The 20,225-nt window shown below is 61.2% G+C and carries 23 protein-coding genes; 1 reads left to right on the top strand and 22 read right to left on the bottom strand.

Annotation, left to right across the window (positions count from 1 at the left end):
* Positions 1 to 280: 280 nt before the first annotated feature.
* From CFB81_RS35175 to pilV, 10 genes are all read right to left on the bottom strand, one after another.
* Positions 281 to 970 carry a type IV secretion system protein gene (locus CFB81_RS35175; protein WP_089438282.1) on the bottom strand — a complete coding sequence of 230 codons (690 nt, stop codon included), beginning with the start codon at positions 968 to 970 and terminating at the stop codon, positions 281 to 283.
* Positions 967 to 1,191, bottom strand: coding sequence for an EexN family lipoprotein (locus tag CFB81_RS36940; RefSeq protein WP_179236171.1), 225 nt, complete (start codon positions 1,189 to 1,191; stop codon positions 967 to 969). The genes CFB81_RS35175 and CFB81_RS36940 overlap by 4 nt, the downstream gene beginning before the upstream one ends.
* A gap of 20 nt (positions 1,192 to 1,211) precedes the next feature.
* Complete coding sequence (locus CFB81_RS35170; RefSeq protein WP_089438281.1) at positions 1,212 to 3,728, bottom strand: hypothetical protein; 2,517 nt, start codon at positions 3,726 to 3,728, stop codon at positions 1,212 to 1,214.
* The gene (locus CFB81_RS35165) at positions 3,715 to 3,999 is read right to left on the bottom strand and encodes a VirB3 family type IV secretion system protein (RefSeq protein WP_089438280.1); all 285 of its coding nucleotides are present in this window, start codon (positions 3,997 to 3,999) and stop codon (positions 3,715 to 3,717) included. Before CFB81_RS35165 ends, CFB81_RS35170 begins: the two co-directional genes overlap by 14 nt.
* Before the next feature lie 3 nt (positions 4,000 to 4,002).
* The gene (locus CFB81_RS35160) at positions 4,003 to 4,365 is read right to left on the bottom strand and encodes a hypothetical protein (RefSeq protein WP_089438279.1); all 363 of its coding nucleotides are present in this window, start codon (positions 4,363 to 4,365) and stop codon (positions 4,003 to 4,005) included.
* A gap of 30 nt (positions 4,366 to 4,395) precedes the next feature.
* Positions 4,396 to 4,833: a DUF3717 domain-containing protein gene (locus tag CFB81_RS35155; RefSeq protein ID WP_089449597.1), complete on the bottom strand. Its 438-nt coding sequence runs from the start codon at positions 4,831 to 4,833 to the stop codon at positions 4,396 to 4,398.
* The gene (locus CFB81_RS35150) at positions 4,830 to 5,048 is read right to left on the bottom strand and encodes a DUF3717 domain-containing protein (RefSeq protein ID WP_089438277.1); all 219 of its coding nucleotides are present in this window, start codon (positions 5,046 to 5,048) and stop codon (positions 4,830 to 4,832) included. Before CFB81_RS35150 ends, CFB81_RS35155 begins: the two co-directional genes overlap by 4 nt.
* 11 nt (positions 5,049 to 5,059) lie before the next feature.
* Positions 5,060 to 6,214 carry a CAP domain-containing protein gene (locus CFB81_RS35145; RefSeq protein ID WP_089438276.1) on the bottom strand — a complete coding sequence of 385 codons (1,155 nt, stop codon included), beginning with the start codon at positions 6,212 to 6,214 and terminating at the stop codon, positions 5,060 to 5,062.
* 93 nt (positions 6,215 to 6,307) lie between these two features.
* On the bottom strand, positions 6,308 to 7,126 hold the full coding sequence (locus tag CFB81_RS35140) for a hypothetical protein (RefSeq protein ID WP_089438275.1): 819 nt from the start codon (positions 7,124 to 7,126) through the stop codon (positions 6,308 to 6,310).
* A gap of 18 nt (positions 7,127 to 7,144) precedes the next feature.
* Positions 7,145 to 8,458 (bottom strand): shufflon system plasmid conjugative transfer pilus tip adhesin PilV, encoded by a 1,314-nt coding sequence (gene pilV, locus CFB81_RS35135; protein WP_089438274.1) that lies wholly within the window; start codon positions 8,456 to 8,458, stop codon positions 7,145 to 7,147.
* A gap of 108 nt (positions 8,459 to 8,566) precedes the next feature.
* Between pilV and CFB81_RS35130 the strand changes: the two genes are divergently transcribed.
* Positions 8,567 to 8,755: a hypothetical protein gene (locus CFB81_RS35130; RefSeq protein WP_089438273.1), complete on the top strand. Its 189-nt coding sequence runs from the start codon at positions 8,567 to 8,569 to the stop codon at positions 8,753 to 8,755.
* 25 nt (positions 8,756 to 8,780) lie between these two features.
* Here CFB81_RS35130 and CFB81_RS35125 read toward each other — a convergent pair whose 3' ends face one another.
* From CFB81_RS35125 to CFB81_RS35070, 12 genes are all read right to left on the bottom strand, one after another.
* Positions 8,781 to 9,257 (bottom strand): hypothetical protein, encoded by a 477-nt coding sequence (locus tag CFB81_RS35125; protein ID WP_089438272.1) that lies wholly within the window; start codon positions 9,255 to 9,257, stop codon positions 8,781 to 8,783.
* A gap of 1 nt (position 9,258) precedes the next feature.
* Positions 9,259 to 10,341 carry an ATPase, T2SS/T4P/T4SS family gene (locus CFB81_RS35120; RefSeq protein ID WP_089438271.1) on the bottom strand — a complete coding sequence of 361 codons (1,083 nt, stop codon included), beginning with the start codon at positions 10,339 to 10,341 and terminating at the stop codon, positions 9,259 to 9,261.
* A 30-nt stretch (positions 10,342 to 10,371) separates the two neighbouring features.
* The gene (locus tag CFB81_RS35115; protein WP_089438270.1) at positions 10,372 to 10,869 is read right to left on the bottom strand and encodes a type 4 pilus major pilin; all 498 of its coding nucleotides are present in this window, start codon (positions 10,867 to 10,869) and stop codon (positions 10,372 to 10,374) included.
* Positions 10,870 to 10,905: 36 nt separating this feature from the next.
* Positions 10,906 to 12,036, bottom strand: a complete 1,131-nt coding sequence (locus CFB81_RS35110) for a type II secretion system F family protein (protein WP_089438269.1) — start codon at positions 12,034 to 12,036, stop codon at positions 10,906 to 10,908.
* Positions 12,036 to 13,715, bottom strand: a complete 1,680-nt coding sequence (locus tag CFB81_RS35105) for an ATPase, T2SS/T4P/T4SS family (RefSeq protein ID WP_089438268.1) — start codon at positions 13,713 to 13,715, stop codon at positions 12,036 to 12,038. Before CFB81_RS35105 ends, CFB81_RS35110 begins: the two co-directional genes overlap by 1 nt.
* Positions 13,712 to 15,028 (bottom strand): type 4b pilus protein PilO2, encoded by a 1,317-nt coding sequence (gene pilO2, locus CFB81_RS35100; RefSeq protein ID WP_089438267.1) that lies wholly within the window; start codon positions 15,026 to 15,028, stop codon positions 13,712 to 13,714. Before pilO2 ends, CFB81_RS35105 begins: the two co-directional genes overlap by 4 nt.
* A 4-nt stretch (positions 15,029 to 15,032) precedes the next feature.
* On the bottom strand, positions 15,033 to 15,524 hold the full coding sequence (pilP, locus tag CFB81_RS35095; RefSeq protein ID WP_218829356.1) for a type IV pilus biogenesis protein PilP: 492 nt from the start codon (positions 15,522 to 15,524) through the stop codon (positions 15,033 to 15,035).
* A gap of 195 nt (positions 15,525 to 15,719) precedes the next feature.
* The gene (locus CFB81_RS35975; RefSeq protein WP_143328679.1) at positions 15,720 to 17,390 is read right to left on the bottom strand and encodes a type II secretion system protein GspD; all 1,671 of its coding nucleotides are present in this window, start codon (positions 17,388 to 17,390) and stop codon (positions 15,720 to 15,722) included.
* On the bottom strand, positions 17,390 to 17,974 hold the full coding sequence (locus tag CFB81_RS35085; protein ID WP_179236167.1) for a toxin co-regulated pilus biosynthesis Q family protein: 585 nt from the start codon (positions 17,972 to 17,974) through the stop codon (positions 17,390 to 17,392). The genes CFB81_RS35975 and CFB81_RS35085 overlap by 1 nt, the downstream gene beginning before the upstream one ends.
* Entirely contained in the window at positions 17,971 to 19,224 is a 1,254-nt protein-coding gene (locus CFB81_RS35080) for a TcpQ domain-containing protein (RefSeq protein WP_089438264.1), read from the bottom strand. Before CFB81_RS35080 ends, CFB81_RS35085 begins: the two co-directional genes overlap by 4 nt.
* Before the next feature lie 9 nt (positions 19,225 to 19,233).
* Positions 19,234 to 19,788, bottom strand: coding sequence for a lytic transglycosylase domain-containing protein (locus CFB81_RS35075; protein ID WP_089438263.1), 555 nt, complete (start codon positions 19,786 to 19,788; stop codon positions 19,234 to 19,236).
* Between the two features lie 132 nt (positions 19,789 to 19,920).
* Positions 19,921 to 20,184, bottom strand: coding sequence for a hypothetical protein (locus tag CFB81_RS35070; protein ID WP_143328678.1), 264 nt, complete (start codon positions 20,182 to 20,184; stop codon positions 19,921 to 19,923).
* Positions 20,185 to 20,225: the final 41 nt, after the last annotated feature.

The raw sequence follows: 20,225 nt of genomic DNA, 5'->3' as shown, positions 1-20,225 counted from the left end.
TGCAACCTGCGGAATTCGACTAAATAATTTGTCGAAGGCGCTGGCGATTCCACCAAGCGTCGTACCGTTCGCATCAGGTCCTGCCATGATCGCCTCTCCTGTAGCGCAACTTACGCGCGCGCGCGCGCGGTCGCTGCCGACGCCGTAGTCAACGGATGAAAGACGCATGCGCAAGGCGATTTCGGAATCGCACCCACATGCGCACACCCTGCAAAGGCGAACAGCATCACGGCCGCACCTACCCAACGTGCGTAATCGCGCACGAATTTCAGTCGGCGGTTCATTGCGTGCCCCCGGTCGTCGCACGGCCGAAGAACTTCGCCCGCGTGGCCTCGGCCTGGTTATCGCGGTTCGCTTGCGCGGCGAGAACCTGCGCGACCAGTCCCGTCATCTTCACCTGCGCGGCCTGCGCAAGCCCGATCTCCGCCGACATGCGGTTTTGCAGATCCGCGGCATCCTTCACGTTCACCGTTGAGTCCACCTGCTTGAGCAGCGACGTGAAATTGTCGATGTGCGTCTGGGCTTCGCTAAAGAGTGCGTCGCTGCCCGCGAGCGCCGATCGCGTCGTATCTGTGTTGAGCTTGTACGACGATCCGCGCAACTGATCAGTGAAAGTCTTCGGATCGATGGTCTGCATAACTTGCTCATACTTCGATTGCAGCTGCGCATACACACCGTCCTTTTGTTGCTGAACCATTTCCTGCCAGCTACCAGGGATCGCCTTGACCGAATTAATCGTGTCCTGCACATAGGCCGCGCCGCGCTGATACGCACCCGTCACGGCCTTGTACTGATCCTGGGCCTGCGCGAGCGCCTTCTTCAGCGTGTCCAGCTGCGCCGTCAACTGCGCGATCTCGGTCGGACTGATGACGGGCACGCCATCCGCATGAGCGGTCTGCGCAAACAGGACGAACGCAACGCCAGCGGCGGCCGCGATCGCGCGTTGATGTAAAGAGGTAGTGATTTTCATTGCTGAACTCCCGATGCTGAGTGTCCAAAGAATCGCGCGCGCATGGCGCTGTCTGCTGCATTGCAAGTCCGAGCTTCCGGCGTATCCGCAAGCAAGCTGATACCCTTGTTCCTGCAATCCTTCTGCGTGCTCTTAATTTCCGATGGGTGCTGCATGAAGTACTCCACCGTCTTCGACTCACGCTTATCGCAAGCTGCCATGCCGATCGCCGTGAGCACCATTACGATCGCCGTCGCATGCCTCATTTCTTTGCTCCCTGGTTGTGCGTGCCTGCCGCCATCGCCCGCTCCATGAACACCGGAACCCAAACTCCCGGATCGTTGGTGCCGAGGTCTTTCTTCAGCTCGCGCATCAAAGTCACCGACTTGTCGTTCGACGAAAGCACGGGGACCAAATCTGGCATGTCGGACATGTCAAACGATGCGTGCACGGAGGCGCCACCCGCGCGCTTAATCAGCATCCAGAACTCCGGCATCGTCCGGATGTATTGGCGCTCGCTCTCCGTACAGTCGAGATTTGCCACGTAGTCGGTCGTGCTGGCCTTGTCGTTACCCAGGTAGATCGATACAACTGCCTGATTCTTCACGGCCAACACCGGGTTGTAGAGCGCATTCGGCTCAGGCGTGATGAACACTGTCACGCAATTTCGACGACGGAAGGTCTCCCGATACGCCTCGATCTTCGCCGCCCAGAATCGATTGCGAACTAGCAGCTGCGCCTCATCCCATACAACCATCGCAGGCGTACCGTCGAGAGATTGCTCGAAGCGATGCGTCAGGTAGTACGCGAGGACCGGCAACTCGGGACGCGCCTGGTTGTCCTTCATCAGGTGCCGCATCTCGACACGAATGTGACGATGACGTGCCATGTCCACGCCATCCTCATCGTTGTCGAACACTGCGGCATTGGCCCCATTCGAATGCCAGATGGCCATTGCCTGATAGAGACCTGAGTCCGGCAATCCAAACCGCCAGGCGTGCGAACTGAGCTTCCGATCGGCGAACGGTGTCTTCTCGTCGTCGAAGTTGTCTTCGACGACCTTAGCGATCCGGCCTATGTCACTCTCGGTCAACGTATAGCCGTAGCACGTTGCCATCATCATCAGCATTTCACGCAACGTTGCGCGGTTCTCTACCGAATCGGGCATCTTGCAGGGATTACCCAGCGGCGTTTGCGTCGACAGGACAATCTCGTGCCCGTTCATCGCTTCATTGAAAACGGTCGCGCCGTTCTCGCGGTCAAACCACAGGACGCGCGGTTCCACCTTGTCCGCTTGCGAGACCAATATCGCCACAAGCAACGTCTTGCCCCGGCCCGTCAGCGCACAAATATTGAGGTGGCCCGGGACCATCCCAGGACGCTCTTCATGGAAGTTGAGCGCGTAACCAGTACGCCCTTCCGTTTCGAGCAAGAGCAGGCAATCGCCCCAAAGGTTTCCCGACATCTTTCCCTTCGGGAAACTATGCAGCGAAGCAAACGACGCAAAATTCAACGCTTCGATCTTGCCGACACGGCCGTTGTGCCTCTTGGAAGCGCCCGGCACTTGGGACCACACCGCGCGCTCCATGCCAACCGTCTCGATGATCGGCGGCACGCCCCAAGCCTTAAAGCATTCGCCCACATGCCCCGTCGCGAGATCCAGCCGATCGAGCGTGTCGTCAATATTCGCCGGATCAACCGCGACGTGTACCAACACGCTCATGTGATGTTCGCCAGCAATCGTGCGGCCCATCAGCATCCGTTTGCGAAAACTGCTCATCTCGGCCTGGACTTCCGACTGCACTGCATCGTGCGACGCGCGACGTTCGCGCATCGCCGAATCTCGATTCGTATCAAGCTTGTTGACCGGGAAAAACTTCTGCGTGACGATCACTTCCGCCTTGACCTTCTGAAATGGGTCCGTCATCCCCGCGAAGGTCCCGCTCGGCCACTGCGACATCGCCATCACTTGACCGATACGCCAGTGATTGATGCCCTTAACCTCGAACACGTCGCGCCCGAGTACCACGTTCTTGTCAAACGACAGGTACGCGGTCGAGAGCGCGCGTCCCAAGTGGTACGCGTCGGCACGGATCGGCCCGTCTTCGAGATTGATCAGATAGCGCAGGAAGCGAGCCATCTCGCAGAAGGTGCCTCGCTCCGTCGTCACGCGCGACAAACGGCGTGGCCCATACACCTTCAACGACTTCATGAGCGACGCAACCTTCTCATCGAGGTCGCGCAGCTGCCGGCGATCGCTGTCCATTCCGGCCATGCTCGACGAAAGCTTGCCGAATATCTTTCCGATCGCACCGACCGCGCCCGACATATGCCGGTAGCGACACAATGAGATATAGATGTCGTGCCGATAGAGCTTGCGATCTTTCTGCTGGTAACGGCCCTTCAAACGTTCGTTCAAATAGTTCGGAAACCAGTTTTTGTACGTACCGCTCGGCCACGCATCGCTTTCGCGTCGAATTTCATGCACGTAGATTCCCAGGTCCGGACTCGATATCGACTGAAGCGCCGTGTCACGACGCATCTTGTAATTGTCGATATCGTCGTCGTTCAACATTTCCGCATACAGCCCCTCGATCTTGATGATCTGGACCTTGGTCCCATCGAGCGTATTGAGCGTATGGTCATTCACATACGCGTCGATACCGAACGGGATTTCCGACGTGGTGTGAAGATTTTCTTCGACGTCTCGATCGGTATCTGCCTTCGGCTCGACGAGCGGCGCATCGAACTTTCGTTCCAGCAATTCACCGAGGTTCATAGGTCTTGGCCCCTTCCCAGTTTTCGCGGCTTCGAACGCTCGCCATCCGCGCTCGGTTCGTCGAGAACACCTCGATCTTGAACATGTCTTTCGCCGTTGCCAGATACGACAGATAAAGCAGGAAGGGAATCGCCAATCCCACCCACAAGACTCGCGTCATTACCCAGGCCACGGCCGGCGCCATAATGGACGCGAAAAACAACACCCAATGAATGTCCGCGACCATAAATGGTCGGACATTCGCGACGGGGATGTGGTCGACGGTACGCATTGCTCAAAGGCTCGCGGCCGCTTGCTGGGACATATACCGCACGATCGCCGGAATGCAGAAAAACACGAAACAGGTAATGATCGTGATGACGGCAGTTTTCATCTGCACCCAGCCTTTCGGCACACCAATGACCAAGATGGCGGAAATCGCCATCCAGATATACGGCCCGCCGTCGAAGAAAATCCATTGCAAGAACGCTTTGACGATACCGGTCGCCGTCGAGTAGTCGGCGGCGTATGCAGTCATAGGCATCGCGCCGACCAGGACGCAAGCCACAATCATGCTGATGCATTCGCGCAGCATGCGTTGGCGCTTCTGATAAACGGCGAGCAGTCGGTATTGCAGGGTAATAACCAGCGGATTCATGTTGGTCGATCCTCTATTAATGAAAAACAATCAGAGCCGTTCGGCGACTTGAAGCGCAAAGCGTTCGCCGGACGACAAGTTTGATAACGCAACCCCACCCATCCTGTTTCGGATCATGTGGCGATACAAAGTCGTCAATTGCTCGCGCTGACGATCGTGGAATTCGATCACGATCCCGTTCCCGTCCACGTCGAATCGCCGGCGGCGCAGCCGATTGATGGCAGCCTCGAGCTGGGCGATCGCGATCATCGGATCGCCGACCTGATGCGCCTCCGGTTCTCCTTGCGACGGGTTGTTCATCCCGTGCGGATCGCTTCGGCGATTCGCCGCGTCTATCGACACGTCGTGCTTCTGCGCGAAGTACGCAGCGGACTGCGCGATCAGCTTTCCAACACGCAGCGCCTGTCCGCTGTTGGTCGACGAACGACCTTGGTCACTCCGGCTCATGTCGGCTCCCAGGTTGGTCATGCCGCTTCGGTCAGCAGTCGACGTTGTTCCTCCGTCAAGTCACGGAGATCAACTGCCGTCGCGTGCTCGCAAATCATCTGGCCGTACAGTTCGCCCAGCGTCGCAAGCTTCATCTCGACGGCTATATCGACGGCGACAAATCTGCGCTTCGCCTTCAGACTGTTGATCGTCGTTTCGACGTGCTCGATCGTGACTGAGCTGACCTTGGCGGGCATGACCTTCTCCGTTATTTCGTGCCGGTCGTGAACGACCAGGTGGTGGACACCGGCTTGCCGTCACGCGCACCGGCAAACGTCACCGTGTACTGCGTGATGGGCTTCAGCGGTGCAAGAGGCAACAGGAACGCGACGCCCGGTGACAGCATGTTGTTCGGATCGGCCGTTACCGCTGCGGCCGATCCCGACACCGCGCTCTGCGGCACGAGAATGCGCGCCGGCACCACCGCGCCGGTGCTGTCAACCAGCTGAAAGTTCGAAACCGTCAGCGTGTCGTTGTTCGCCGCATTCACTCGAACCATGATCGGGTGCCCCGGTGCACTCAGATCCGGCGCCGGGTTGGGACTCTCACCCGGCGCGATGGCCAGTGCTACGCTGGTCTCGTTGCTATACGGCGCGTGGACCACCAGGTCCGTAGCAAACTGCTGCCCGCCGCTCGTCGGAATCGAATTAACCTGCGATGCCTGATTGACATCCGGCGCACCCGGCACACCCGTTGTCGTCCCCATATCAACGACACAGAACGCCCACATCGCCGGCTGCTGCCCCGCCGGCGGCGTCGTCACCGTCGTGGCGACGCCCACACCCATGCTTTCCGAATTCGCCGTCACGCCCTGCAGGTGATATACGCTGTTGATCCAGGTGTTTCCGCAATCCGTCCCGGTGGTCTGAACCACCGGGCCATAGCTACCCGAGATAACTTCGCCTACCCATTCCGCGGCCGGAGCACCGGCGGCCTGCGCACGCTGGAGCGGCCACGCACCCGTAAATCCCGGCAGCGATGCGTTTTCATCGTGACCGAGGAAATTGATCGCGCGACTCGCGACGTTTTGCAGACCGTAGTTCGCGTGCGCATTCGCCGCCTTATCCAGCGCGGCGTCCTGCTTCATCAGCCCCACGCCGAGCGCCTGACGATAGGCATTCAGTTGCGCGAACAGCGCGGCGCTCGGCGAATCACTCGGATAGGTCGGTGCAGGCACACTGGTTTGCGGCGGCACCGACGGCGAGCTCGGCGAAGTAGGCGGCGTTGTCGGCGTGGACGGCTGGCCCGTTCCCGTCGAAGAGGTATTACTTCCTCCGTCGCCGCCGCCCCCGCACGCGGACAATACGAAAGTCGCAACAACAGAGATCGCTACCAGCTTGATGATTTTCTTTTCGGTCTTCATGAAAGTCCCTCGGACAGTTGTTTTGCACAATGTTGAAGATGCCCTGCCTTACCCCAAATGCACCGGGCACACTGCAATGCCCGGCCCCCTACATCAACGCCCACACGGCCCCGACGAGCCCTCGGGCTGCTTGCCGCCGCACCGTGCGAACCCTATAGCCATTCCGACGCTGATTACGGCACCCGTCGTCGGGTTGGCCTCGCACACAGCGGCCACGAAGTTCTGCTGTTCCATACCTGAGCCCGGATCAACACCACCGTCCCAGCGCGTTCCCTTCACAACCAGGAAATGACCGTTGGACGTGAACGAAAAGAGGTTTCCCTGTTGCTTCGGCGGCGCATACACGCCGTTCCAGGTGATCTTCCAGTCGCTGTAGTGATTCGCCGTCCAGTAGTGCCAGCGCAGCGTGTTGTTCTCCTCGAGCACCGGCGGATCCGTCGCAGCGTTTGCATCGGTAATGCCGTATCCGGCCTGACGCTGTTCAATCGCTTGCGCGCATTGGGCGGTCGTGTCGACAGGCGGCAAGATCGGTTGCTGGCAACTCGGCTGGGTCCACTGCGATCCCGTCCACGTCGGCGCCGCCGTCTGCTGCATGCCGGCCGGACAGCTCGGAGGCGCTTGATAGACGCACTGCGGCTGGCTCCAGTGCGAGCCTTGCCAAACGGCGCTGCCCGTCGTGATCCACCCCGGATCAGTCGGACACTTCGGTGCGGGTGTCGGATCGTGATGAATCGGCGTCAAGCACGTGTTGTCCTGATACCCAGACGAGCACGACACGGGCGCTGCGTGCGCGTTCTGGATCCACAGTCCCGCTGCGATCAGGATCGTGAACAGCGCGAGCACGGGCCAACCGAATCGCTCGAATCCGCGCTTCACTTCGCGCGATGCTGCGTTGCTGCTGTTGCGTAACATGGTCCAACTCCTTGATCGTCAATACGCGCAGTACGTCGCCGCAATTCCCTGCGCACCGGGAATCCCGTTTCCGCTGCCATCGGTCAAATGCACCTGCCAACCGTTACCCGTCCACGTCGCCGGTCCTGCGTTCACGACGCTGGTGTTGTTCACCGTGAAGTTTTGCGGCGTCACTTGAATCTGCATTGATCCGCCGTTCGGACAGGTCGGTGCCGGCACCCACCAGGCGTCATAGACGGTGTAATACCCGTAACGCAGCCAGCGGCCGCCGATTGGCAACCAGGTTTTGTATTGGCACGACAGCATCTGGCCGGAACCGTCGCTGTTGCCGGCGATAAGTCCATTTGTGGGGCACGTCGTGCCCGGTGTCGCAACATCGCCTGCTTTCAATGTGTTTGCGGCAATGACATTGCCGTCCTGGTCCACCGAGAAGGTTTGCTTGTTCCAAGCCGAGTTGACCAGGCGGAACGTGCCGTTGAGGCTTTCCACATGAACCCACTGCCCATTCGCGCCCTGCAAACTCAGCACACCACCTTCCGGAACCTGGTTCCACGTGATTACCGTTCCGCCCGCCGTCTTAATCGACGGCGTGGCCAGCGAACCTCCCGACAACGCGTTCAAGCTCTGCGTCGTGATGACGTTCGCGCCGCTGATGTTGTGTGCGTTGCCCTGCGTATCCGTCATGCTCAAATCCGTCTGCATCGCATTCAGGTCCGGCCGTGCCGGCTTCATGTCGACGCGATACAGAAAACCGTTATCAGCTTGAGAATTCGCAATCCCGAGCATCGCTGCGAGGTGCCCGCTACCCGGATTTGCATAGCTCCCTAGCGCCTGGCGGAACGTCCCATTCGCGCCGACTGCTACCGTCGGTTGCAGCGACGCGTCGCCGAACTGATTTGCATACGGCACAAAGCCGCCTAACATGCCTTGCGCACTCGTTTGTGCTGCACTCGGCACCAACACTGACGGCGGCATCTGACGCCCACCCGTCGTAAACAAAAGTGCCTGCAACTGACCCGGCACTGGCTGTAACACCTGCATCTGCCAATCCTGGCCGTACGCGTTGCGCATCGACACGCTCTTCGGCAGATAGCCAGCTTGAGCGAGCTGGTCGACTGTTACCGTCGCCGGCGTCGTCGGTGTCGCGATCTGCGCGAGCGCCGTGCTCGTATCGTTCAGATACTTGTTCATCGCCTGCCCGATCACGACGCCTTGGCTCGCGATCACCGCGGCCTGCACGTTCGCGAAGCCGATCTTCGACCACGCGTACAGACCCGACATCGCCGTCACGGAGATCAACATCGCGTACAACACGCCGAAGAACGAAGACATGATTTCAATCCATCAAGAGACACGTGCATCCGGTCTAGTTATTGTGATTCAAAAACTAAGCCTACTCAACAAGTTTTTGTGATTCTTTTTCCGCGGTACAATCGCGGCATGAAAACGAACCCTAAGCACGCCGGCGGTCGCCCCAAGCTCCCCGACGGCCAGAAACTTATCCAACGCTCGATCAGGCTATCGGCCGAGCAGTGGGCCAAAATCGACCTCTACGGGCTGGAGTGGCTACGGCAACTCATCCAGCGCGCCAAGCCGCCACGCCCACCCGAACCGCCCGACGAAAAATGACCGACGCCTTCCATCACCCACCGCATCACGGCTCAATACGCACCTGATACAACAACGTGCCCGATACGAAAGATGCCGGCACACCGATCGTCTGGCCGCTCACAATGGCCACCGCCTGCCCTGCATTCGATACCCGATACCAAAGCGCGCTGCCCTTCAGCATCTGTTCCAGCGTTGCCGCTGCGCCCGGCACGCTCGGCACACCGGCATAAATCAGTCGTGCTGTGCCGTTCCGCACCGCCGTACACCGCGAACCAACGATCGGGCTCATGCCCGCGGGCAAGATCACTGTCATCGGATCGGCGACCGTCCCCGGCTGCTGCTGCGCGGCCGTCAGGCACGCGGCCGCGAATACCTCGGCCTGCGTCGCCCGCTCCATCGCGCGCTGCGCGAGCTGGCCCGTGAGTCCCGCGCCTGGCACCGTGTTCGCCCACTGCGCGGCCTGCGCGATCAATCCCGCGTACGCCATCAACATAACGATCGGTAGCAGCACGTAGCCCATGTCAGAACACCAGGTTCAAATCAGGGTTGTGCAGCACGCGCCTTTGCCGATCGATCTCCGAAATCATTTGCCGGAAATCCGTTCCGTGCAGTTGCGAACGAAGTCCCCTCTCGTCCTCAGCTCCCTTAATCACGAGCGGCGACACATCCAGTTCGCGAATCAGCACGTCGTCTTGCCACCGCGCACTGAGCCGCTGATGTACGACGGCTGCGAGGCCGCTTGCAAATAACCCAGCGTCATAACCCGCGTCGCGCAGCATGCTCGAAAGACGCTGCAAGCCCGTCAGCTGATCATCGGTGTGATACGTCGCGATCACGAGCACGCCGCTGGTCGCCGCGAGAAACGCTTGTGCGACAGCCTCGGCCGTGCGCAATTCACCGATCATGAGAACGTTCGGCGCACCACGAAGCCGGCGACGAATCTCAAAAGCGAACTGCGCGTCGTCATCAACCTCGGTCTGGTAACACGTCCCGGTTACGCCGCCTTCCCCCTCGTACTCGCCTTCGATGTCCACCTCAATCGGGTTCTCGATCGTGTAGGCACATCCGCCATAGAGTTTCAAAAACGCCACCAGGAGCGCCGTCGCGCCAACCGTCTTGCCGCTCGACGTGCCACCCGTCAACAACACCAGACCGCCGCCGCACAGCTCACTCGACAGCAGCGCCGTTTCGAGCCGATGCCCGTAGCCCAGTGATTCGAACTCAATCGCCCCTTCTTGATGTCGCCGGCACACGTACAGCGCACCCTGTGCCGTATCGAGCCGAGCGCCCCGCATCGGCACGCCTTGGTACGTCACCCTGAAGTCCAGTTTCTGGACACCCTTATCGAGGTTTGCACGCAGATCGAGCGCGTCCGCCAGCGCAGCCCCCGTCACTTCGTGACGCACCGGATCGCGGGAAAACGTCTTGAACCATGCGCTGCCCGATGGCTCCAGATAAAGATCGGAGAACGGCAGACGGGCAAGCGCGTCGGACTGAGTCGCCACTGAACGAAGCTGCGCTTCGGAAGTGTGTGCACTGACTGCTTGCGCGACATCCCAGTCCGTCGCCGCATGTGCCGCGTCGTGCATTTCGTTGTGTGTCATTCCCGTCTCCGCTGCCGGTACGCGTCTTGGTTACGAGAAAACAACCGTCACGGTGGTCTGCCCATTGCAGGCCGCTCCCGCCCTCTGTCCATCGGACGGGTTATCCTTGTTGAAGGTCGTACCACCTACGATCACGCTGTCGTAGCCGTTACCCAACGTCGTCACAAGCTTCGCGCAGTCGGCCGCAATATTGATACCGTTCAACGTAATAACGCCCTGCCCGCCATTCGACTGATTCGAGAGATTGATCGCCCCTTTCCATCTATCGAACAGCGCACCATTGCGCACCATCGTGGCTGGAATGACACCTGCACGAATCAGGTCGGCGACGTTCGCATCAGTAAAACCCACATAGCCGTTGGGCGACGCGCCCAGCTGCTGTCGCGCGTTCGTTACCAGCACACCAACATCGGTTGCCTGGGAAAGACCTTTGTCAGTACTGAAGATGTTGCCCCCCAGCGTGATGATGGCAACGAGGCCGAACACCGTGATTATTTGCCCGTAAAGCGACCCGAAGAATTCCCGCATGACCTGCTCCTTTACTAATCAAAGTTTCGGGCTCGCTTAGAAGCCCACCGCACGTGCCACGTCCGACATCAAACTGTTCACGCTCGCGTTGATCATCAAGCCAACAGTGAAAACGAAAAGCGTGAACACAGTTCCCAAAATCACACTGGCCCGTCTGATGCGACGCTCGACCTTCTCGCCGAACTGCTGCGCGGCGACCTCGATCACGTTCGCGAAGTTGCTTTTGCCCTGCAACATCGCGATTCGTTCGATCAGGTCCATCGAAGGAAAGCCATGCCCCGTCGCACGCATCACAACGGAGAGTTTTTCGCCACGACGGATGCCCTGCCAGAGTGGCCGAAGCCGAGACGCGAGCCAGGGCGCCGCCAACTTCATCTGCTGCTCGAGCGCGCTGCCCTCGGCAATGCCCGACTTGATCTGTCGAGAAAACGTATCGAGCCAGGCCGCGCCGTTCAGCTCGCGATAGAGCGTGAACGGAAACACGTGCTGATCGAAGAACGCTCTGCCTCGTCCAGTCCAACGCGGCAACGCGATCACGCATGCGATCGCCAACATCAGCACGATCACACCGGCAACCGGTGCGAACCAGCTGGTAGCAATCCAGCCGAGCACGTACAGCGTTCGCGTTGAGGTCGACCAGTTCTCAGGGGGAATCGCATCAGTCAATGTCGGCGTCACCTGCGAGCCAATCACGTAACAGAATCCGTACAGCCCGGCCATGTACACCGACGGCTCGGTCACCGCCTGCGCGATCAGGCCCGTGATGCGACCGACCCGCTCGCGCAGTTCGAGAATCTGCTGCATCGCCTTCGGATAGGAGCCAGACGCCGCTCCCGCAGCCAACATCGATGCTTCGGTCGGCGGCAGCTTTCCCAGCGCCACAAGGAGGGTCTTGCCGCTCACGACGGCGAGGTAGACTCGATGAATCGCCTGCGCATCGGCGATCTTCTTGCGCTTTTGAAGATTCGCGCGCAGCGCGCCGAGAATCGCCGTCTCGTCTTCGCCTTGCGGCAACAAGTCGATCATGTTCTGGTAAACCAGCTTGCGCAGCGGCCACGGCAGGCTCGCCTTCGCAGGATCGATTGACTTCGGTGGCGTGCCCGTGATCGACAACGCGTCGCCGAATGCGGACCGGCGTCCCACAAACGGAATCTTGAAGGTCGGCATTACAGGTGATCTCCGTTGGCTTCGATCTTGTCCACGATCGTCACTGCGCTATGGGCTTCGTCCGGCGCAAGTTCGCCCGTGGCCACCAGCGCCAGCGCATGTTCCAACATGGATTTGTCTGCGCCCTTACGTGCGCGCTGGTAGCGCTTCGCCTCGGCGATTTCGCCACGCTTGAGCAACGACATCAGCGTCTCGTTCGTCTCGACGATTTCGGCGATCGCCACACGCTTGACCGTCCCCTTGCCCAAGCAGGTCGGGCAGGCCGGATCGTTGCCTTGCACGCACACGTTCGCAAGGTCGACATCCCACGAGCGCAGCGCGTCGCGCAGGTACATTGGCACGACCTCCTCGCTCGCCGTGTCCAGTGATTGTTTACAGTCGTCGCACAGGATCGACACCAGGCGCTGTCCGATCAGGCCGATTACCGAACCGGCGTCGCACGTCACGCGCGGCGACAGGCGGTCGAAATCGAAGCCCTCAAGCCGCACTGCGAACCGGTACAGGTCGCCCTCGTGCAGCGTCGACAACACGAAATGGCCCGTCTCGGCCGCGCCCCGCATTGCCTGCGTTTCAGCCGCGTCCCGCACCTCGCCCGTGAGCAGGGTGTCCGGGTCCATCCGCATCGTGTGCTTGAGCAGCTTCAGGTGTGTGTGTCGCTCTTCCTCTTTCTCCGGTGTCTCGTCGACCACCAGTTGCGTCGCCCACGGCATCTTGAATTCGGGCGGGTCTTCCATCGTGATTTGCTTCTTCCACGGGAAGAGTTGCGCCTGACGACGCATCACGGCCTGGATCGTTCGTGACTTGCCCGCGCCAGTCGGGGCGCAGGTGATCACGATCCCGTGATCCCGGCGGGCAATCCTCTCCAGGAGCGCCATCTGTCCCGGCGTATAGCCATCGATCCTCCACTCGCCATCCGGCTTCTTTGGCGACATCAGATCCAGCGCGCGCCACGCTTCTTGCGCCGAGATCTCGTTCACGAAATCGGCCTGATGTTGCAGCCGGGCGACGAGAAAGTTGCCGCCCTTCGACACCGGCTCGCACGGCCCGCGAATGATCCGCGCCATCTCGATGCCGGTTTGCGCAAGCTTGTCGCCGTCGATCTGCGCGTTCTGGAACTGGCGCTGCCCGAACTGCGCTGGCTTGTTGCTCGCCAGCGCGTTATAGATCGCGAGGATGTATGCATCGCCCTCTTGAGCGGTCATCATTCGCGCGTTCACTCGGAAGATCTTGCCGTCGATACGCAGCTCCATATCAGTGTGCTCGGAGCGACGCGTCACGTGCATGTCGGACGCGTTCACCGCTCGCGCATACGCAAGGAACCGCAGGATGTCGCGATGGATCTCCGGCGTGTCGGCCGCCAGCGCTTCGACGCGTCGGTGCTGTCGGCGCAGCGCCTGCAGCTCGTCGGCCGGCACCGACACCAGTTCCGGATCGTGACCTGCGTGCCTCAGGTGATGCAGCCACGTATCAAACACCGACGTGCTGCGCTTGCGCACGTCGACGTAAACGGTCAGCGCGTCGGCGGCCTGCACACATACCACGTGGTCCGCGAGGTGGTCGGGCACGCGCGGCGACGAAGCATGCGATACAGGCAACGCATGTTTTCCGTCGTCCGACGACGCGACGGCAGTCGCGGGCGTAAATCGGCTGCGAGGCAACAGAGTGCCGGGAAGCTTCATGCCTTCGCTCCCAAGGTCTGGGTCGGCAGCTTGCAGCCCATCGTCTGTTGCTCGATCGCACCACTCGGCCGCCAGCTGTAGAGCGTGCCGCTCGCCTGCCAATCCTTGCCAACCATCCACGTCACCGTGTCCAGCACGAAGCCCGGCACACTGTTCCACGACCGACCGTCGTGACCGATCGGTGCTTCCAGCAACGTCTCGCCCGCGAGCGCAGACAGCGGATACACCCAGGGCGGCATGGTATTCGTGAGCGATACGCTCTGAATCTGCCACGGCGGAAGATCCTTCAGCACCTTCACGTCGCACGGCAGCGCGGGAATCGTACCGAGCGTCAGTTGACCGCTCACCGTGCTAGCTAATGCCCATATCGCGCGGTGCGCCTCTTCGCCCGACCCCGCCGCCGCGTTCATCGCGGCGCCGGGGCCCGGGCGCGAGCCGGCGCTTTGCGAATGCTCGCCATCAATCAACCTCCCAGGCGCGTCTACGGGCGAGCCGCCCGCGCGCACCCAGTTCATCGTCAGATTCAAAGTCGCGCCGGCTTGCTTGCACTGCCAAACCGCCAGTTTCCAGCCGTCCTGGGCCAGCGGTTGCGCGAGCCATGACTGATGGCACGCGTCGATCAGCTGCGCGGGTGCTGCAGCCAGCTTCCACGGCGGCGACGCAAGCAACCGCGCTCGCTTGGCATGTTCGGCCGCAATCTGAGCGCGTTGCGAAGCCAGTGACGCAGCTTCCTGCATTAGGGCCTGCCGCCAGGTCCACACGGCCACACCGCCGATCGCGACGGCACAGACCGCGGCGGCGATCAACCCGTTGCGTACCAGCGGGGAAATTCTTGCGCGCCAGTCACGCAGACCCGGTTGTTTGCCGGCCAGCCGTGCCATCTCGGCAAGATCCGCCGAGGAGCCGGAAACGCTCGTCCAGCGCTCTCCAGCCTTCAGCGCCGCGGCCGCCGCTTGGATCTCGTCGTGCGAGCCAACCAGATCGCCGTTCGGCGCAATCCCGTCAGCGCGCACGGCGATGAGCCACGACAGTTCGTCGTTGAGCCGATAGACACCGAGCCAAGGCGTCGGGTGATAGTCGGCAACGACGCTCGCCAGCGCCCGGATCGCCGTCGGCCGACGCGTATCGTGCGGCAGGTCGCCAAACCCCAACTGCACGCCGTCCGTCGTCTTGCGCGCAACACCCCAGATCCCGCGCACGCGAGACAGTTCGCGCAGTTGCGCGGGCTTCGGCATCGCCGGTTCCGCCAGCCACGTGAACCCGACTGCGTACAGCGTCGGATTGTCATTCGCCAGTGTCAGGATCTCGGCCATGTCGTTACATGCTCACGGTCTTCGTTGCACGCCCGCGCCCGAGCGTCACACGCTGGGCGAGGATGCTTTTGACAGTCCAGCCGTCGATCGTGTCGCCCACGCGCACGTCGCGCGCCGCACCGTTCACGGCAATCGTCGCGGTCTGTCGACCGTCATACGCGCCGGTGCCGATCAGCACCCAGTCGCTCGCGAGCTTCAGCGGCGCGACCGGCGCACCTGTCGCGATCGGCGAAGGAAGCGCATCTGCCGGCGGCATGCCCGACACGTTCGTGCTCGAGCCGGAATCGCGCTGCACCTTGCGGATATCACGCTTGAGCGTCTCGTTCTTCAACCGAGCTTCTAGTACACGCGCTTCTCGCGTAAGCGCGTCGACCTCGGCGTTTTCCGACTGCACGACCACCGGCGCCGCAACATTCGCTTGCGGTGTCGTGCCCTGGAGCGGCGGGATCACTGAAGGGACAGACGCACTAGCAAGCGCGGCGCTCGCCGGATTCACCGGCGACGTCGACGCACGCGGCGCAGATGCGCTCGCATGCGGAGCGCTGGCCGACGTGCTGGCGCTTGCCGCGTGCGCGTGCGGCGTAGCGAGAGTCACGAACGCGAGTACCGCACCAGCCGCCATCGCGGCTCGGATCGATCCACGCGAAGAACTCAGAGGGAAATTCAGCAGGTTCATCTCAATCATCCCCGATTACAAAAGGCGAGCCGACAACACGATCGCGATGACCGTATCGTTCTTCTGCGCGTCGGCACCGCCGCCGAGCAACGGCACCCACGGTGAGCCAACGCCGTTGCCAGCCGTGCTCAGGGTCTTTTGCTGCATGCCGGTCAACACCAGTGTGTCGCCGGGCTTGAGCGTCACGCTCTGTTGCAGCTGCGTGTTCTGCGTGGTGGGTGTCTGCACGCACGACTGGCCAGCAGTGCAGCCCGGAGGGAACGTCTGCATGTCGATCAGCTGGCTCAACGTCAGATTGAAATCGATGAGGATGTTGCCGTTCACGAGTTTCGGCAGGAAACCGGACGTAAAACCCGTCGTCAAAGTCGCGCTCTGCATCGACGTGGTGGAACCGACGTTCGACGCGAGCGTGCTTTGCGTCTGCGGTACGTACCCTTGCTGACGCGCATCTTGGAGCGACATCAGCTTGCCGTTCTGCGTGACACCGGCCTTGGAAAGCACCGTTGTGACATCACCCAGCGACGAAAGCGCCTGGATCGCGCCCTTCGTCCCGGAAAACGGGCCCGACAAAATGTTCGCTCCGAACGTGAACGGCGTGGCCGTCCCCTGGATCTTCGGCACCGACGCGCCCGAGATCCCGACGCTCGTATGGCCGCTCTTGCTCTTGTACGCAAGCGCCAGATCGAGCCCATAGTTGTCTTCGCGCGACAGGCGTACCTCGTACACGTGCACGTCGATCTCGATACGCTTCGCGTAGGTCGCGTTCAGGGTCTTGATCCATGCCTCGACGCGATCGCACATCGGCGGCGTTCCCGTAACCGTCAGGATGCCCGCGTCGGGATCGGCGACAACCTGGCCGCCGCCCGAGATCGCCTTTGCGGTCGTTTGCAGGTTCTTCCACGGATTAATGTCCGCCGTCATCGTCAGCTTTTGACTGCTCGCGCTATTGCCGCCTGAACTGGTGCCGACCGAAGAACCACCGCTAACCGATCCGCCAGCGCTATCGCCATTGCCCGTCGAAATCGAGCCCTCCAGACGACCACCTTCGTTCAGCCCTGGAAGGGCGAACACACGCGTCTCGCTACGAAAGAACGTAATCACGCCATCCTTGTATGCGGACCAGACGCCATAATGGCTGTTGACCACATCAAGAAAGCCCCTGACATTGCCGTCATATACCAAGTAGCTCGGTGCGCTCGTGGACGGCCAAGTGACCGCACCTGGAATGCCTGCGGGCAGCGCCGCACCACCGCGAGCTAACTCGTTGAATCCGCCCGGAGGCAGCGGACCACCGGCAGCGCCTGGCACGCCAAGCGGCAGCCTAGCTGCCGGCGAGGCCACCGCAAGCGTCGACGCCGCGGCGTCGGTAGCCGACGAATCGACAATCGCCGGGATACCCGTCTGTTTCGTAAAGCGCGCAGCGAGGTCGGATAGCGAGCCGGCCTGATACGAATAGCGAATCGGCTTATCGAAAATTGCCGGTTGCGGCTTGCTCGCCGCGATCTCTTCGCCGCGCAACCAGTTAGACGCGTGCGTCCGCACGATCGGGCGTGATGGATTCACATTGTTCGCTTGGTCGCGCGCGGTCTGGACGTCTTGCAGCTGTTCGTTGCGCACGTCGCGGATAGCGCAGCCTGCGAGCGCAACAGCGACCAGTACGCCCAGCGTGATTTGGCTCATTTTCATTACTCGCTCTCCCCTGCTTCGTGCACGACAAGCGTTCTGTTACCCGTGTACAGATCGGCGCGCACATCGATGCCGGCGGCCGCCAGGTCCTGGACTACCCGTGTCGCCGCCGTCTGAAAATCCGGGCCGTATGCGGAATCGCCCGGTACGATCCAGTCACGCGGCAAATTCCAGATCACATTCCAGCCGCTCTTTTGCGCCCACTCGCGCAGCTGCGTCTGCAACGACATGCCCGCGGCCAGGCGATACGCATTGTCGAAGTCGAGCGATGGCACCGGCGCAGTCGTCACAACCGTTTCAGAAGGCGACAACGATGCCGGCGGGACAATCGACGCGGCGATCGAGCCGGTAGCCGCAGCTGACGCGCCGACTGGCGCAGCTGCTGCTACCGCCGCCGCGGCCGGCTTCGTCGCTGGCAACTTGGCGGACCGCGCAGCTTGAATCGGGTGATACGGCGCGATGTGGACCGCTGACGACAAGTCGCTATCGGCGGCGTTGGCGGCATGCATCATGCTCGCGATCGCGAACACGATCAGGCCGAGCGCGAACGAATGCACACGCGGTTGAAGAGGCAAACGCATCATGAGGAAACCTCGGCAAGCGCTGTGGAAGAGGCGGGTTGATAAACCCGGTAGGTACGTGTCACGGGATCGGGACCGCTAACCGCAAGCGGGTAGCCCGCTTGTTGCAGCGCGCGCACCACCGACGTAATGGCGGTATCGAACGTACCGGTCAACGTCGAGTCAGCCGTGATCGGCGCGACGATCGCGCTATCCCACTGAACGGGATTTCCCGACGCCGCACCCCATCGGGTGAGTGCCTGCCGGATGTCGTGATCGGTGCGACGCAACGTCCAGCTCGCTGCACTGAAGGCGTTCCTATTCCGGGATAAGGAGCGCGCCGCGATTTGCGTGTCGCTCGCTTGCGACGTCGACACAGAATTCGCGGCAAGGGCCGTTTCGTCGTCCACCGGCGGAACGACCGGCGCGTCGACGATGACCCAGGTACGATGGCGTGCCGCTTCCGCGACCACCAGTGGATAACCGCCGGCGGCCAGCGCCTTCGTCACCGAACGCATCGCGTCCGCGATCGTGCCGCGCAAGCGACTAGCCGCCGTGACAGGCACTGACACCGAACTGGACCAGCGAATCGTTGCGCCCGACTCCTGCGCCCATCGCGCCAACGCATTGGCGAGCGTCAAATCGGACTCACGGATCTCGAAACTCGCGATCGTCGGCTGCCGAACGGCACGCACGATTCCCGCCGACCAGGCGGGCTGATCGGCCGTGCGGATACGACCGCTCCAGGACTGGCCGAGCGGGTGGAAGGCTGATTCGTCGCTCCAGGCAACGGTTGCGGTCGTTGACACGGGCGCCGCGCCATCGAGCGCGTGATAAGACAGCGAGCCGCACGCGGGCAACACCACACCGGCACATACAAGCCCCAGCGCCAGACGGCCATGCCGCAGCAGTTGAACACCCTTGCCCCCAACCACCTTTGATGTAAGCCGCGAAGCGTATGCTCGAATCGGCGCCGACTCGGCGTGCATGGAACGAGTTGTCCACGCGAAGCTCGTGCACAACCAGCTGGAATCAAAATCCACTGCCTGCTGGAACCGCACACTGAGGAGGTTATAAAAAGCGCCGGGAGCGGGGCCTACGCGGCCGGCGAAGCCATCAAGCCCGGCATCAGGGGGGATGGGGCTGACGGGACGCGAGTGAGGTAGCTCGCGTCGGCTGGTAAAAGATTCGGTCGCCGCAACACTCAGCGACGCGCAACAATACTTAGTATTGCTATTGATTTGCGAAACAACCGTGAGATCGTGCGGCTTCATCGGATGCCCCTATTCCGTGTCGGCCACGGACAAACCGCTAGCCATGTTGCTTGACGGGGCTTGCGCAGCGGTCACCGGGATCACGGGCTGTGCAGCCGTCACGCCCTGCTTAAATTTGAAGAGTTCCGCGTAGACGCGTCGCGCGTACTGGACGCGCTTGTTCGGCGACATCGCGTTGTACGCGCCGACCGCGTTCCATGTCAGCCCAAGGCGGGAAATGTTTTGGGAGAGAATCCAGGTGCCAACGTAGGCATTCACGCAGGCATTGAAGAGCGAGGCGCGCGAAACGCCGAAGCGCGCAAGCGTTGGCAACCAGCTCGAATTGATCTGCATCAGGCCGATGTCTTCGCTACCGTTCGCGTTGCGGTGGTAGGCGATCGGCGAGAAGCGCGACTCGACCGCAGCGATCGCGCGCGCGAGTGCAGGATTGACGTGATGGTAGGCGGCCGCATCGTCGATGCAGTCGGCGCGCGCATTCGTTCCTATCAGGAGCGAATTCAGGATAACTACGGATATAAGAAATATCCGATAGCGATCAAGATCGCATACAATACAGCCAGCCATTGATGGGCCTCGCTCGATAACCTAATGGGCCTCGCTCAGAACTCACTATGTTCTCGCACGAGCGCCACTGTGGCTAGGTTGGCGTCAGTGCTACCAACACTGACGCCAACCGCCTCTATCTCTACCAGTCTTTTACTTTCCCCGAATCTCTTTGGGATTCCACTGCAAGCTGATCACATTTACGTTCAGCTCATGCTTCTCGAAATACGTCACCATCCGATCCAGGCTTGCCCACGTCCTCGGTTCATTCCGGAACGTATACAGTGTGTGCATGCCCTCTTTCCAAGACAGCTCGACCACGAAGAGATAACCCTTATCCGTGCGCACCACCGACGCATGTTTGATGGCGTTGTTCTTCGCGGCGTCCCTAAATTCCGCCTCAGTAATTTTGCTCAACCCACCCTCCAATGTGCTCAACTGGAGGATAGTAAAGCGAT

Source organism: Burkholderia sp. AU28863 (assembly GCF_002223195.1).
Classification (GTDB): Bacteria; Pseudomonadota; Gammaproteobacteria; order Burkholderiales; family Burkholderiaceae; genus Burkholderia; species Burkholderia sola.
This window is presented reverse-complemented; position numbering and strand designations above follow the sequence as displayed.